At 72.9% G+C, this 13,938-nt stretch carries 12 protein-coding genes; 5 read left to right on the top strand and 7 right to left on the bottom strand.

Features of this window, described 5'->3' with window-relative positions; genetic code table 11:
• Positions 1-3 precede the first annotated feature (3 nt).
• Positions 4-1,254, bottom strand: a complete 1,251-nt coding sequence (locus ACP6CK_RS01475) for a M28 family peptidase (protein WP_426957002.1) — start codon at positions 1,252-1,254, stop codon at positions 4-6.
• Positions 1,254-2,216, bottom strand: coding sequence for a Bug family tripartite tricarboxylate transporter substrate binding protein (locus ACP6CK_RS01470; RefSeq protein ID WP_426957001.1), 963 nt, complete (start codon positions 2,214-2,216; stop codon positions 1,254-1,256). Before ACP6CK_RS01470 ends, ACP6CK_RS01475 begins: the two co-directional genes overlap by 1 nt.
• A 524-nt stretch (positions 2,217-2,740) precedes the next feature.
• On the opposite strand from ACP6CK_RS01470, the gene ACP6CK_RS01465 reads away from it, so the two are divergent.
• From ACP6CK_RS01465 to ACP6CK_RS01455, 3 genes are all read left to right on the top strand, one after another.
• Positions 2,741-3,631 (top strand): GntR family transcriptional regulator, encoded by an 891-nt coding sequence (locus ACP6CK_RS01465; protein ID WP_426957000.1) that lies wholly within the window; start codon positions 2,741-2,743, stop codon positions 3,629-3,631.
• A 28-nt stretch (positions 3,632-3,659) separates the two neighbouring features.
• Positions 3,660-4,994: an aminotransferase class III-fold pyridoxal phosphate-dependent enzyme gene (locus tag ACP6CK_RS01460; RefSeq protein ID WP_426956999.1), complete on the top strand. Its 1,335-nt coding sequence runs from the start codon at positions 3,660-3,662 to the stop codon at positions 4,992-4,994.
• A 77-nt stretch (positions 4,995-5,071) separates the two neighbouring features.
• A complete protein-coding gene (locus ACP6CK_RS01455; protein ID WP_426956998.1) occupies positions 5,072-5,677 on the top strand; it encodes a nitroreductase family protein in 606 nt (201 codons plus the stop codon).
• 16 nt (positions 5,678-5,693) lie between these two features.
• Here the strand turns inward: ACP6CK_RS01455 and ACP6CK_RS01450 are convergent, their stop codons facing one another.
• From ACP6CK_RS01450 to ACP6CK_RS01440, 3 genes are all read right to left on the bottom strand, one after another.
• Complete coding sequence (locus ACP6CK_RS01450) at positions 5,694-6,689, bottom strand: 2-hydroxyacid dehydrogenase (RefSeq protein WP_426956997.1); 996 nt, start codon at positions 6,687-6,689, stop codon at positions 5,694-5,696.
• A gap of 57 nt (positions 6,690-6,746) precedes the next feature.
• On the bottom strand, positions 6,747-7,541 hold the full coding sequence (locus ACP6CK_RS01445) for a creatininase family protein (protein ID WP_426956996.1): 795 nt from the start codon (positions 7,539-7,541) through the stop codon (positions 6,747-6,749).
• A 209-nt stretch (positions 7,542-7,750) separates the two neighbouring features.
• Positions 7,751-8,248: a hypothetical protein gene (locus ACP6CK_RS01440; RefSeq protein WP_426956995.1), complete on the bottom strand. Its 498-nt coding sequence runs from the start codon at positions 8,246-8,248 to the stop codon at positions 7,751-7,753.
• Positions 8,249-8,339: 91 nt separating this feature from the next.
• Here ACP6CK_RS01440 and ACP6CK_RS01435 point away from each other — a divergent pair, with 91 nt between their 5' ends.
• A complete protein-coding gene (locus tag ACP6CK_RS01435; protein ID WP_426956994.1) occupies positions 8,340-9,560 on the top strand; it encodes a YcaO-like family protein in 1,221 nt (406 codons plus the stop codon).
• A gap of 98 nt (positions 9,561-9,658) precedes the next feature.
• Complete coding sequence (locus tag ACP6CK_RS01430; RefSeq protein WP_426956993.1) at positions 9,659-11,704, top strand: BTAD domain-containing putative transcriptional regulator; 2,046 nt, start codon at positions 9,659-9,661, stop codon at positions 11,702-11,704.
• 21 nt (positions 11,705-11,725) lie between these two features.
• Here ACP6CK_RS01430 and ACP6CK_RS01425 read toward each other — a convergent pair whose 3' ends face one another.
• The gene (locus ACP6CK_RS01425; RefSeq protein ID WP_426956992.1) at positions 11,726-12,136 is read right to left on the bottom strand and encodes a hypothetical protein; all 411 of its coding nucleotides are present in this window, start codon (positions 12,134-12,136) and stop codon (positions 11,726-11,728) included.
• A gap of 26 nt (positions 12,137-12,162) precedes the next feature.
• Positions 12,163-13,905, bottom strand: coding sequence for a hypothetical protein (locus ACP6CK_RS01420; RefSeq protein WP_426956991.1), 1,743 nt, complete (start codon positions 13,903-13,905; stop codon positions 12,163-12,165).
• Between the last annotated feature and the right edge of the window lie 33 nt (positions 13,906-13,938).

Genomic DNA, 13,938 nt, shown 5'->3' with positions numbered 1-13,938 from the left:
GCTTCAGGTCCCCGCACCTCGCGACGCACCGAACGAGGAGAGTTCCTCATCCCCGGCCGTGAGGGACGCCCAGAGGATCGCGGCGGCCGTGAGGGCCGCAGCTTTCAGCTCGCCCGGCGGCACGACGGCGCGGGTGTCGGCACCGGTCAGCAGGTGACGCAGCACGCCCTCCGGCGCGTCGAAACCGGCGATCAGCCGAAGGGCCGGAATGCCGTGGTCGGCGAAGTTCGCGTGGTCCGAGTTCCGCATGAAGGGCAGGTGGATCGCGACCTCCGCCCCGATCGCCTCCGCCGCCCGCCGAACGAAGGGACCGAGCGCTGGGAAGCCGCTCGTCAGCGCGGTGAGGCGGGGGTGGCCGGCGATGCTGTCGAGGTTGAGGTTGAAGCGGAAGCGGCCGCGTCGCGCGGGGTCCATCTCGGCGAGCCAGGTCTTGGACCCGGACAGCGCCCATTCCTCCGCCCCGAAGATGCAGACGGTCAGCCCGCGCCGGCACTCCGCCAGGCTGGGCGCGACCGCGCGGGCGAGCGCGAGGGCCGCGACGACGCCGGTCGCGTTGTCCATCGCGCTCTCGCCGAGCGGATGGCCGTCGAGATGGGAGGAGAGGACGACCCGCCCCTCCCCGCCACCGGGCAGGTCGAGCACGAGGGTGGGGGAGGTCGCGGGCCCCGCCTCCGCCTCCAGCGCCAGATGGACTCGGCGGCCGGCAATCCGCCGCGCGACCTCGATCCCGATCCCGAAGCAGGGCACCGCGAGGCCGTTCGCGCCGCCCGACACGGGGCCGATCCCCGGCTCCGGCTGCACCATCAGGCAGGCCGCCGCCCCGGCTTCCGCCGCGGCGGCGAGCTTGAAGCGGCGGTGGATGGTCCAGGGGGCGAAGGGGTATTCGTGCCCGAGCAGGACGGCCTTGCCGCGCACAGCCTCGCCCGCGGCGGCGACATCGTCCGGCGCGCCGCGCCCGAGGTCGAGAACATCGAGGGTGACGCCCTCCGGCCCGGTCGGGGCCGAGCCGAAAAGCGGCACGTGCGGAAGCGCAACGCCATCCGGCAGCGAGACGGCAGAGCGGCGCGCCGTCCAGCCCTGATAGGGCACGGGCTCGTTCACCGCCGGCCCGATCTCCCGCATTCGCCCGAGGGCCCAGGCGAAGGCCGCCTCCGTCGCCGGGGTGCCCTGGACCCGGCCACCGAAGTCGCAGAGCGCCTCGAAATCGGCGCGCAGGCCGGGATCGGCCGCGAGGCGGCCCAGGAAGGCGTGCATCAGCGGACGCTCACGCCGGCGGCGCGGGCGACGGTCGCCCAGCGCGGAAACTCGGTCGCCAGGAGCCGGGCGAAAGCATCCGGGCCGGGAGGTCGCGCCTCCAGCCCGAGCGCGGCAAGGCGGGGCCGGATGTCGTCAGCGGCCAGGACGCCCGCGACCGCCTCGGCCAGCCGCGCCCGCGCGGCGATTGGCATGGAGGACGGCGCGAGGAGGCCGAACCAGTTGTCGGCGACCAGGTCGAGCCCACCCTCCCCTAGGGTCGGCACATCGGGGAAATCGGGGAGGCGCCGCTCGGCCGCGATCCCGATCGGGACGACCTGCCCGGCGCGGATCGGTCCCTCGGCCGTGGTGGGGGATGTGAAGATGGCATTGATCTGCCCGGCCGCCGTGTCCTGCAGCGCGGGGCCGGCGCCGCGGTAGACGACGTTGGCGAAGCGCACGCCCGCGAGCTGCCCAAGCCATTCGGGAAGAAGATGGGACAGGCTTCCCGGGCCGGAGGAACCGAAGGACACCGCGTCCGGGCGAACGCGTGCCGCGGCGACCAGGGCGGCCGCATCCCGCGCCGGAAACCCCGCATGCACCGCGAGGATCATCGTCACCGCGCCGAGAAGGGCGACGGGCGCGAAATCCGCCGCCGCGTCGTAGGGCACGCGCTCCTGCACCGCGGGGATGATCGTGAAGGGCGAGTCCGCAAGGAGGACGCTGTGGCCGTCATTCGCCCGGGCCGCCGCCTCCGTGCCGAGCATGGAGCCCGCGCCCGGGCGGTTGTCGACGACGACCGTCTGGCCGAGCGCGGCGCCGAGGCCGGGTGCGAGAAGGCGCGCGATCACGTCCGATGGACCGCCCGCCGCGTAGGGAACGAGGATGCGGACGGGGCGCGTGGGCCAGGCGGGCTGGGATTGCGCGGACCGGGCGGCCAGGAGAGCGGGGGCGAGAAGGAGCGGGCGGCGACGGATCGGCATGGGGAGGACGCTATGGGCCGTCCCCGGCCCCGTCCAGCGGCATCGCCCTGGTGGCGCAGGTGATACGATCGCGGATGCGGTCCGGAACGCCGGCCGCACGGTGCGTCCAGATGTCGAGGACACGATCCCGTCGGCACGCTCAGCGGGACCGGATGCTCCCCTCCAACCCGCGCACCGAGAACCTCGACAGCATCCCTCTCCGCGCTGTCCGGACGTGCCCCCATCTGTGCCCGCGTCCTGCCGAGGCCGCGACATGCGGCAGTGTTGCGGCGCAACCCGCCATATTCATTCACGTTCAGAATCCGACGCTGTGGTGGGGTTGGAGGCGACCCCCGCAAGCCCGTCCCCCATGGGGTCACTCCCCTTCACGGCGCGGCCACAGCCTACCTACTTCTCACACATCGCGGCGCGCGATTCCGCGGCACCTTCCAGCCAACGGCTGAGCGTGACGCCCAACAGCGGCGCTGTCCGATCACGCGGCATGCCTTGATGCGGCCGCCCTGTCGGATCACGATTTCCACCCCATGAAAGGCAGTTCCCCGACCGACGGCACGGCCCCGTCGGCGCTGCAGCGCGACCTCGTGCGCCGGATCGCGACCCGGCTGGCGCAGGGAGAGGCACGTCCGGGCGAGCGCGTGCCTGAACCGGCGCTCGCCGCCGCCTTCGGCGTCTCCCGCACGCCGGTGCGGGCCGCGCTGCTGGAGCTCGCCCGCCAGGGGCATGTGCGCCATGAGCCCAACCGCGGCTTCGTGCTGGTGCACCTGCCCCCGGCGCCGCCGCCGGAACCGGACCTGGCCGACCGCATCCTCGCCGACCGCGCCGCGGGCACCCTGCCCGCCGACGTGTCGGAGGCCGCGCTCATCGCCCGCTACGGCTCCCCTCGCGGCACCGTCCGCCGCGCCCTGCTGCGCCTCTCCGAGGAAGGCCTGGTCCGCCGCGCGCCCGGCCACGGGTGGCAGTTCACCCCGTCCCTGGAGGACAGCGCCGCCCTGGACGAAGCCCGCCGCTTCCGCTTGGCCATCGAGCCCGCCGCGCTGTTGCAGCCGGGCTGGCGGGCCCCTCCCGGCGTGCTGGAGCGCCTGACGGACGAACAGACAGCCCTTCTCCGCGCCCGCGGCGGAGACGCCCGGCACTGGGCCTCGGTGAACGACGCCCTGCACGGCACGCTGGCGGAGTGTTCCGGCAACCGCTTCTTCGCGGAAGCCATGCGTGCCCAGAACGCCCTGCGCCGCCTCACGGAACGCCAGCAATTCCCCACCCTCCCGCAAGCGCGCATCCGCCAGTCCTGCCGGGAGCACCTGGCGATCCTCGCCGCCCTGCGGGACAGCGACCGTCCCCGCGCCGCCGCCCTGATGGAGGTCCATCTGCGAGGGGCGAGCGACTATAGCGTTTCATCACCACAAAGTGCAGATTGACGTCAGCCCGAGCCCCAGGAGCCGACCGGTGGACGCGATCCCCAGCCCCAGCCCGAACGACCTCGACGCCTACTGGATGCCCTTCACGGCCAATGCCGCCTTCAAGGCCGATCCGCGCCTCTTCGTCGCGGCCGACGGCAACGACTACATCGAGGCGAGCGGCCGCCGCGTGCTGGACGGCATGGCCGGGCTCTGGTGCGTCAATGCCGGTCACAACCGCGCCCCGATCGTGGAGGCCATCCGCGACATGGCCGGGCGGCTGGATTTCGTCTCGTCCTTCTCCATGGGCCACCCCACGGCGTTCACCTTCGCGTCCCGGCTGGTGGACATCGCGCCCGAGGGCCACGACCGCGCCTTCTTCGTGAACTCGGGGTCGGAGGCGGTGGACACCGCGCTGAAGATCGCACGTGCCTATCACGCGGCCCGCGGCGACTCCCGGCGCGTGCGGCTCATCGGCCGGGCGCGCGCTTATCACGGCGTGGGGTTCGGCGGCCTCTCCGTCGCGGGCATCGCGCGGCACAAGAAGGATTTCGGCCCCCTGCTGCCGGAGGTCTCCCACCTTCCGACCACCTATGACCGCGCGCGCCAGGCCTTCTCCCGTGGCCAGCCCGCCGAGGGAGCCGACCTCGCCGAGGCGCTGGCCGATCAGATCGCGATCTACGGGGCCGAGACGATCGCCGCCGTCATCGTGGAACCCGTCACCGGTTCGGGCGGCGTCTTCGCGCCCCCGATCGGCTACCTCGAGCGCCTGCGCGCCCTGTGCGACGCGAACGGCATCCTGCTGATCTTCGACGAGGTCATCACCGGCTTCGGCCGCCTCGGCACCGCTTTCGCGGCGCAGCGCTTCAACGTGACGCCGGACCTGATCACCACGGCCAAGGGCCTGACCAATGGCAGCGTCCCTTGCGGCGCCGTCCTGGCCCATCGCCGCGTCACCCGCGGCATCGAGGAAGCGTCGGGCGGCGGCATCGACCTGATGCACGGCTACACCTATTCCGGCCATCCCCTCGCCGCGGCGGCCGGCGTCGCCACGCTCGGCGTCTATGAGTCCGAGGGCCTCTTCGCCCGTGCCGGCGCGATGGAAGCCATGCTGGCCGATGCGCTCCACGGTCTGCGGGATGCGCCCGGGGTGCTCGACATCCGCAGCATCGGCATCCTCGGCGCCGTGGACATCGCGGCCGGTCCCGATGGGGTGGGCAAGCGCGGCGCGGCGGTCGCCCGGCACTGCCTGGATGCGGGCGTGCTCATCCGCGCGGCGGGCGATATGATGGTCCTGTCACCGCCCCTGACCTTCGGGCCGAACGACTACGACCGTCTGGTGACCGCTCTGCGGGCCGCCCTGATCGCTCATCCGCCGGGGTGATCCGGGGGTCGGCGGCCAGGGAAGTTGATAATCGTTCTCAAATAGGGCGTGATGGCCGCCGACACGCAGAGGTTCCGATGCCCGACTCCCTGACCCCGCCCGCCCCGGGGCTCCGCGTCCTCCTGGACCGCGCCTCCGTCCCGCCGAAGACGATGCGCGAGCCCGCGCCATCCCCCGCCGACCTGGAAACGGCCGTCTCCGCCGCCCTTCGCGCCCCGGATCACGGCGGCCTGCGCCCGTGGCGCTTCGTCTTCGTCGAGGGCGCCGCGCGCCATGCCCTGGGCGACCTCTTCGTTGCCTCCGCCCTTCGCCGCGCACCGGACACGCCGCCCGAGCACCTGGAGATCGAGCGCGCAAAGCCGTTGCGCGCGCCCCTGGTCGTCGTCGCCGGCGCGTCGATCCGATACGACCGCCCGGGCGTCCCGCCCTGGGAGCAGGAGGCCTCCGCCGCCGCCGGCGCGATGAACTTCCTCAATGCGATCGATGCGATGGGCTACGCCGCCTTCTGGGCCTCCTCGGAGACCCTGCGCGACCCCGTCGCGAAGGTCGCGCTCGGCTTCCGCGAGACGGACACGATGCTCGGCTGGATCTATGTCGGCACCGCCCCCGCCGACCGCCCCCATCCCCAGCGCCCGGGGCCAGAGGGCTTCTACCGCCACTGGCAGCCCGGCCCCGGCGCGTAGCGCCGGGACCCGCCCTTCAGCGGACCAGGTCGCCCTCGGGGATCGGCTGGCCGGCCGCCACCCGGGCGACGTTGGCGAACATCCGTCGCACCGTCGGCTCGAACGTGTCGCCGGACAGGGCCGCGATGTGCGGCGTGACCACGACGTTATCCAGGCCGAGCAGCGGATTGTCGGAGGGCGTCGGCTCCGTCTCGAACACATCCATGGCGGCGCCGAGAATCACCTTCTCCCGCAGCGCCTGGGCAAGGTCGCTCTCCGCCACCACGCCGCCGCGCGCGACATTGATCAGCACCGCCGTCGGCTTCATCCGGCGCAGCGCGGCAAGGTCGATCATCCCCTTCGTCTGCGCCGTCATCGGCGTGTGCAGCGACACGATGTCGGCTTCCGTCAGGATCTGCTCCAGCGGCGCGTAGGTGACGCCGAGCGCGGCCTCCTCCTCCGGCGGGAGCGGGCGGGTCTTGTTGTAGAGGATGCGGCAGCCGAAGCCCTTGAGCAGCCGGGCCAGCGTCTGCCCGATCGCGCCGAAGCCCACGATGCCCCAGGTCTTGCCGGACACCGTCAGGCTGGGACGCGCGCCGCTCAGCCCGCGCCACTCTCCCTTGCTCAGCAGGGCATGGCCGGCGGCCAGGTTCCGCAGCAGGGCCAGCGTCAGGGCGATGGTGAACTCGGCCACCGGCACGGCATTGCTGCCGGTGGTGCGAGCGACCGTCAGCCCCCGCGCCCGTGCAGCGTCGAGGTCGAAATTGTCGACGCCCACGCCCCACTTGTGCAGCAGCTTCGCCTTCGGCGCCGCGGCCAGCAGCGCCGCATCCACGGCAAGCTGCCCGGAGATCAGGAACTCGGCATCGCCGACCAGGGTATGAAGCTCGGCCACGTCGCGTGTCGCCGGGGACACGAGCGTGAAGCCGGGCGGCAGCAGCGCCCGCAGCCGCTCGACCGAGGCAGGGGCGAGGGCATCGACGACGACGATCTTGCCGCCCGGGGACGGCACGTATTCAGGAACACTCGGCACGCGACGGGAACTCCGGAAAGACCGGGCGGGCCCTTGCCCGCCCCGGATGGCAGCGGATCAGGCAGGAACCTTGCCAGCGAAGTGCACGACGAAGCGCGAGGCGATGTCGGCCAGCGCCTCGGACAGCACCTTCCCCGTCTCGGCGGAGCAGAGCTTCGGATCGCCGCCCGCGACGCCTTGGTGATAGGTGTCGTCGTACTCCATCGGCAGGCCGATCTCGGCCCCTTCGAAGCTCGCGGCGCCGAGGCCGGTGTAGGGCAGGTCCAGCACGCTGTCCCGCTTCAGCTTCTGGCCCTCCGGGATCAGGTCCGTCCGCAGCAGCTCCGGGAAGAGATGCAGGCCGAGGCTCGTCAGCGGGTCGGCGCCGTGGCCCGACACGGCCTTCGCCTTCTCCGCCCCGATCAGCTTCGGCAGCAGCGCGTAGGCGATGCGCCAGAGATAGAGGCTGGGCACGAGCTGCTTCCGCTCCTGCCAGGCGTCCCGCGCCACCTCGGTCACGGGACCGACATTTCCGCCGTGGCCGTTGATCACCACCACCCGCGTCAGCCCGTTCCGGTGCAGGCTGTCCAGCATGTCCGTCAACACGGAGACGAGCGTGGACTGGTGGATGGCGATGCCGCCGATCATCGGCCCGAACCAGTCCGCCCCGCCGAAGGGCAGCACCGGCGCGACGAAGGTCGGCGTGCCCGCCGCCGTGGCGCGCAGCGCGATCAGCTCCGCCATCTTCTCGGCCAGGAGGTAGTCGCCCATCGGCGCGTGCGGCCCCTGGTCCTCGTGGCTGCCCAGAGGCAGCAGGATGACGGGGTTCTTGGCATAGGCCTCGCGGCCCTCCCCACCCGTCAACGTACCCATGTGGACCTTCGGTTGGGTCAATGCCGCCACGCGGGGTCACTCCGTCTGAGAAAGGGCGGGCGGGACGAACGAACCCGCCGCCGGGAAGGGAGGCGAAGACCTAGCCCGACATCACCGGGGAGCGCCATCCCGGCCCTGGCCATCCCGGACCATCACCGCGGGCCCTCCCCGCCCGGCGCCTCGGCCCCGTGTGGCGGCTCGCTCGCCGCTCAGGCCCGGTCGTGCGAGGTCACGAGCCGCGAGGCGAAGGCGCCGACGCCGGGCTCCGTGTCGAAGACCTCGCCCACCCAGCCCTTCCGCCAGGCGAGCAGCCCCCATTGCAGGCGGTTTCGCGTCTGGCCCGCGGCGAGCAGGCCGATCTCCGGCGCATCCCCGATCAGCTGTGCCCGCCCGGTGACCGTGACCGGCCGCCCCGCGATGGCGAGCCCATCGGGCGGAGGCAGGATCGTGAAGGGTCCGGGGATCGCCGCCTCCGGCACGTCATCCTGCTGCGCGAGCGCCGTGAGGCGGGCGCTGAGCCCGAGCGGGACCGCCGCGCTGCGGGCCCGGCCCGCATAGGACAGGGTGAGCAGCTCGCCGGATCGGCCGAAGCGGGACACGATGAGCCAGATGTTGAACCGCCGCGATTCCGAGCGGCGGCGGCCCGGCCGGTGCAGGCTGACCACGCCGCGCATGGCGACGGCGAATCCAGGTTCGGTGACGAGCATGTCCTTTGCTCCGGTGGCGGGCCGGGCGACATTCGCGCAGACGTCGTGATGCGCCCGTGATGCCACCGGTGCCCGGCGGGGCGGAGGCGGGATGATCGTGAGGGACGCCTTTCTCGCGGCCGCGGGGGCGCTGGAGCGGGATGGCTGCGCCGGCGCCGGCGCTCCCCTCCTGTCGCTGCTCCGCTGGTCCGCGGAGGACTCGGACGCACGCGTCGACCGCGCCCGGCTGCTCCGGGCCGCCGCCGGGCTGGCGCGGGTTTTCACGCTCTCCGCGCCCGATGCCCCGGGTCTGGCCGTCTTCGGCGCGGAGGCGGACCTGTCCGGCCCGGCCGGGGAGCCGGGCCTTCCGGTGGTCGGCGCTTCCGGCGTGGGCACCTCGCCGGGCGAGGCCTTCGCCGCCTGCATCGGCGAGGCGGTCGAGCTGCTGTCCGGCGTCGAGACGGCGGAGGACCGGGCCGCCGGAAGGGCTACCCTTCCCCTCGTGCGCTGGCCGACGGGAGAGGCCGCCGCGTGGCCGGTGGATCTCCTGCTCCGCCGCGCCGCCCATCGGCGGACGGTGGAACCGCCCGCCCCGCTCAGCATCGGCTGCGCCGCCGGCCGATCCCCAGAGGAGGCGGCGCTCCGCGCGTTGCTGGAACTCATCGAGCGCGATGCTGCGGCGCTCTGGTGGCGCGGGGGCGTCCCACCCCGCCCTGTCGCGCTGGAGGATGCCGCAGAGGCCGCCGCGCTCCTGGCGGGGCTGCGGGAAGGCCTTGCGCATCGGCGGAGCGGGTTGCTCGACATCACGAGCGACCTCGGTGTGCCGGTCGTCGCCGCCCTGTCCTTCTCCCCGGACGGAACGGGCTTCTGCTGTGGCACCGCCTGCCGGCTGACCCGCGCCGCCGCCGCGCGCGCCGCGGTGCTGGAGCTGTGCCAGAACGAGCTGGCCATCGCGGTGGTGCGGGCCAAGCGCGAGGAGCGGGGCGAGGCCGCGCTGAACGAGCGAGATCACCTCCACCTCCGCCGCCATCGCTCCATCACGGCCGGGACCTGCGCCCTGCTTCACCCGGCCGGCGCGCCGTCCGGCGGGGAGCCGCCCGGCGCGGAGCACGGGGCCGACGCGGTCGCCGCGATCGGCGGGCGGCTGATCGAGCACGGGTTGGAGCCGCTGCTGCTGGACCTGACGCGCCCGGCCTATGGTATCCCGGTGATCCGCACCGCCTGCCCCGGCCTTGCCTGCGAGCCGAGCCGGGACACCCCACCCCGGCTGGCACGCGTGATGGAACGGACCGGCGGTGGCTCGCGGCACACGGGAGACGTGCCGCTCTACTGAGGGAGCGACCGGCACCCACCCTCCGGCCCACGACCGGTCCGAACGCCTTTCCTTGTTGCGAACCCGCCTCTATTCTCATTCCGGGGTGCGGGTGTGACATGACGGATGGGTTTCTCGTCGAGGAGGATCGACGGTCCGACGGCGCGTCCGCCCGGCCGCTCTCCCTCTCGCTCCTCGGCCCGGTGCAACTCCTTCTGCAGGGGCGGGAAGTCCGCCTCCGCAACCGCAAGGCCCGGGCCGTCATCGCCTACCTCGCGCTGACCCGCTCCGGGGAGGAGACGCGCGAGCGGCTGGTCGGCCTTCTCTGGAGCGAGTTCGAGGAGGACAAGGCGCGGGCCTCCCTCCGCCAGGTCGTGCACGAGCTGCGCGAGGCGCTGCCCGACCACGTATTGCAGGCCGAGCGCCTCGTCCTGCGCCTCGATCCCGCGGCGATCTCCCTCGACGTGGAGCGCGTGCTGCGGGCCATGACGGAGGGCGAGGTGGACCCCCTCCTCTCCGGCACGCTGCGCGTGGCGGACAGCCTCATGGAGGGGTTGGAGGACCTCGACGCCGCCTTCCGGGAATGGGTGCTGGGGCAGCGCCAGATCCTGCATGACCGGCTCTCCCGCGGACTGGAGACGATGATCCGCGGCCCCGCCGCCCCGTCCGGTGGACGCCGCGTCGCGGCCCAGGCCCTGCTGAACCTCGACCCGACGCATGAGGAAGCCTGCCGGCAGGTGATCCTGGCGGCCGCCACGGAGGGCGACACCGCCGGCGCGCTGCGCGCCTACAACGCGCTCTGGCGCGTGCTCGGCGATGACCACGACATGGAGCCGGCGCCTGAGACTCAGGGCCTGATCGCGGAGATCAAGTCCGGCAGCTTCCGCCCTCCGGATCCGCCGCCCCAGGCGCGGGCGGAGCCAGTCCCCTCCCCGTCCGGCATGTCGCGGGCGCGGATGGCCCTGGTGGTGGAGCCCTTCGCGGCGAACGGCGTGCCCGCCGACCGGGCCTACATCGTCCATGGTTTCCGGCACGACCTGATCGCCTGCCTCGCCCGCTTCCGCGAATGGTACGTGCTGGACGGCGAGGGCCCGGCCGCGCCCGCCGGCCTCGATGGCCGCGTCTCCAGCCGCTACAGCATCTCGGCCACCGCCTATCAGGCGGGCCAGCGGATCAGCCTCGTTCTGACCCTGCGGGACGCGGACAGCGCCGTCGTCGTCTGGAGCGAGCGGACGGACGTCGCGCTCGACACCTGGTTCGAGGCGCAGCAGGCCGTCGCGCGCAGCATCTCCATGTCGCTCACCGGGCAGGTCTCGGCCGCGCGCCTCGCGCGCGTCGCGGAGCAGCCGGTCAATTCCCTGGCCGCACATGACCGCTGGCTGCGCGGGCAGGCGGTCATCCTCCGCTTCAGCCCTAAGCACTGGCCCCGCGCCACGGCGCTGTTCGAGGACGCGATCGCGCAGGACGCCGCCTTCTCCCCGGCCTACAGCAGCCTCGCGCAGATCGACAACGGCATCCACATCGCCATGCCCGGCACTTTCCGGTCGCGGGAGCGGGAGGCGCGCTCGCTGGAGCGGGCTCGGCGCGCGGCGGCACTGGACCCGTCCGATTCCCGCGCGCAGCTCTGCCTCGGGTGGTCGCACGCCATGGCCGGACAGCACGAGCAGGCGGCGCCCCACATGCGCCTGGCCTGCGAGCTGAACCCGAACGACAGCTGGACCCTGATGTCCGCCGCCCTCTTCCACAGCTTCTGCGGCGACCATGAGACGGCGCAGCGGCAGGCGGCGGCGTCCTGCGACATGACCCTCGCGCCCAGCGCCACGCATTGGGCCTATGAGGTGACCATCGCCTATCTCCGCGGCGACGACCGCGCGACGATCGAGGCCTGCGACCGCGCCGGCGACCTCATCCGCACCCTGCCCGCCTGGCGCGCCGCGGCGCTCGCGAATCTCGGGGACCTGGACGGCGCAAGGCAGGATGCGGAGCGCTTCTTCGCCCTCGTGCGGGACGCGTGGCATGGCGACCACCCGCCCACCCGGGACGCGCTGGGACGCTGGCTGCTCCACCTCTACCCTATCAGCACGGCCGAGAACTGGTCGCGCCTGCACAGCGGCATCCTCGCTGCTGGTATCCCGGATGGCGGGATGTCCCACCGGGGCTGGTGAGAGGGCCGGGCGCCCCACCGCTCAGACGCAGTTCGCGATGGTGTAGTCCCCGATCCGAGAGGCGTGGAACCAGAGCTTCTGCTCCTCCGTCGCCTCGGGCCCGGTGCCGGCCGCGGTCACGTCGCCGTAGAACTTGGGTAGGCGGTACGACGTCCCCGGCTCCTTGAAGCGCGCCTCCGATGCCTCGAAGAGCTGCTTCGGCGGGATGCGGATCACCAGCGTCTCCATGTCGGGCTGCACGATGTGCAGCCGCTTGATCCGCGCCGGCAGCTCGGCGCCCACGCCGGCCGCGAGAAGCTGTGCCTTGAACTCCTCCAGGTCCTTCGGCACGGGGTAGTCCTTGCCGTCACCCAAGCGGTTCTTCCCGGTGGACCAGGTCTTAACCAGCAGGCCCAGCCTGTCGTGGTTGGTCACCCGCATCACGTCGCTCATCGCGTTCTGCCTCTCGTCGGTTGGATTCACAGGAAGGCGGGGCTGGCGTCCCGCAAGTCATGCGCCGCCGCCACGAAATGGATCAGGCCGGCCATGTCGCCGATTTCGGGAACCGCCCGGAGGGCACCCCGGTCGCCGAGCACGGCCGCGCAGAGTTTCCCCAGCCCTTCGGCGAGGGACTCGCCGCGGACCTCGCCGGGCAGCGGGTCTTCCCACAGCGCCCCGAACAGCACATCCGCGATGATGAGCGAGGCGAAGGGCCCGAGCCGCCGCCCGCCATCGCCCTCCCGCTCCGCCTCGAACATCGCGTAGTATGGGATCGGCGGGTCCGATGCCAGGGCGCGGATGTCCTCCCCCGCCAAGCCGCTATGGGGGCGGGCGCGCAGCCAGTCGCTGATCGCTTCCTCCCGCACCCGGTCGTCCGCCAGGGGGGATTGCTCGAACGGATCGGGCTGCCCGCGCCGCGCAAGGACCTGCCGCATGCGCCCGTAGAGCGCCGGGACGGACCAGAGCCCGGCCGCCGATGCGCTGATGAGATCGCGGTAGCCCACGCCCTCGTCGCCATCCGCCTCAGGCCGCGGGAAGAGCGAGCTGTCGCGGAGGTTGCGGTTGTAGCGCGGCATGATCCGCAGGCTGAGATTCCGCCGCGCCGGTCGGCCGTTGGCGCCGCGCGCCGCCCCCTCCTCTCTGGCATCCGCCAGGTCGAAGAAGTTGCCCCAGCGCACGATCCAGTCCTGGCTCAGCGGCATCTTCTTCGGGCTGCGCCCGCAGGTGAGGCGCAGTGCCTCATCCACGTCCGCCTCCAGCATGTCGGAGATGGTGTAGGTCGGCCGGATCATCGCGTGGGCAAAGCGGAACGCCCCGTGCGAGAACTCCAGCGGCACCGCCTCCCCGCGCTGGTGCAGCGCGTCGCGGTCGAGCAGCGCGGCATCGCCCGCCGCGTAGCGCGCGTAGATGCCGGGATCGAGGATCCGGCGCAGCGCGTCGTCCCGCACCACGCGGCGATAGATCATCGTCGTCCCCAGGCGCGCGACGTTGAAGCGCGCCTCGGCCTCCTTGAGCAGCGCCGCCTCGTCGCCGCGGCGTGCCCGCATCGGCGGCAGCTTCAGGACCAGGGCGTTGTGCAGCTGGTGGAACAGCGCGGTCATCTGCGAGATGAGAGCGTTGTCGTCGTTGCGCGGGTCGGGCAGCAGCGGCTCCGCACGACCGGTGGCGGGCTCTCCCAGGGCGCCATCGGCCCGCGCGCGCGCCACGTCCCGGAACGGCGTCGGGCTCATCGGCGCGCCGCGGGGCGCGGGCATGCCGAGGCGGAGCCGCGTCCGTGTCAGATCTTCCTCGTCATCGGGCGCATAGGCGTAGGGGCAGCCATTCGGCCCGTCGCCATAGACGGTATCGAGCCGGAGCCGGGCTGCCCGCATGTTCTGCGATTCATTGAGGAATGGCGTCAGGGCCCAGAGGGGCGTGGTGGTTCGCACGCAGTCATGCGCGACGAGTTGCAGGAGGTAGGTGTACCCGGACGGGATGCCGGGGTTCTCCTGCCCCTCCACGGGATCGGTCGTCTGCATGGCGAGGGACAGGCCGCTCAGCCGCCGGCGCACCGCCGCCGGGCTGCGGTCGGTGGCCGCATCCCCGTGGCGCCGAGTCGGCGCCCCGAGGAAATGGCGGTAGCCGCGCAGATCGAGCGGCGCGACGGTCTCCGGCCCTGCCTCCATCGGCCTCTCGGAAGCGGCGAAGCAGGCCCGCAACCCGCCGCCATGCGCACCCGACATCTCGTGCCCTCCTCTCCCGAACCTTAACACGGC

It is taken from the genome of Muricoccus radiodurans (assembly GCF_050154705.1).
Lineage (GTDB): Bacteria > Pseudomonadota > Alphaproteobacteria > Acetobacterales > Acetobacteraceae > Roseomonas > Roseomonas radiodurans.
This window is presented reverse-complemented; position numbering and strand designations above follow the sequence as displayed.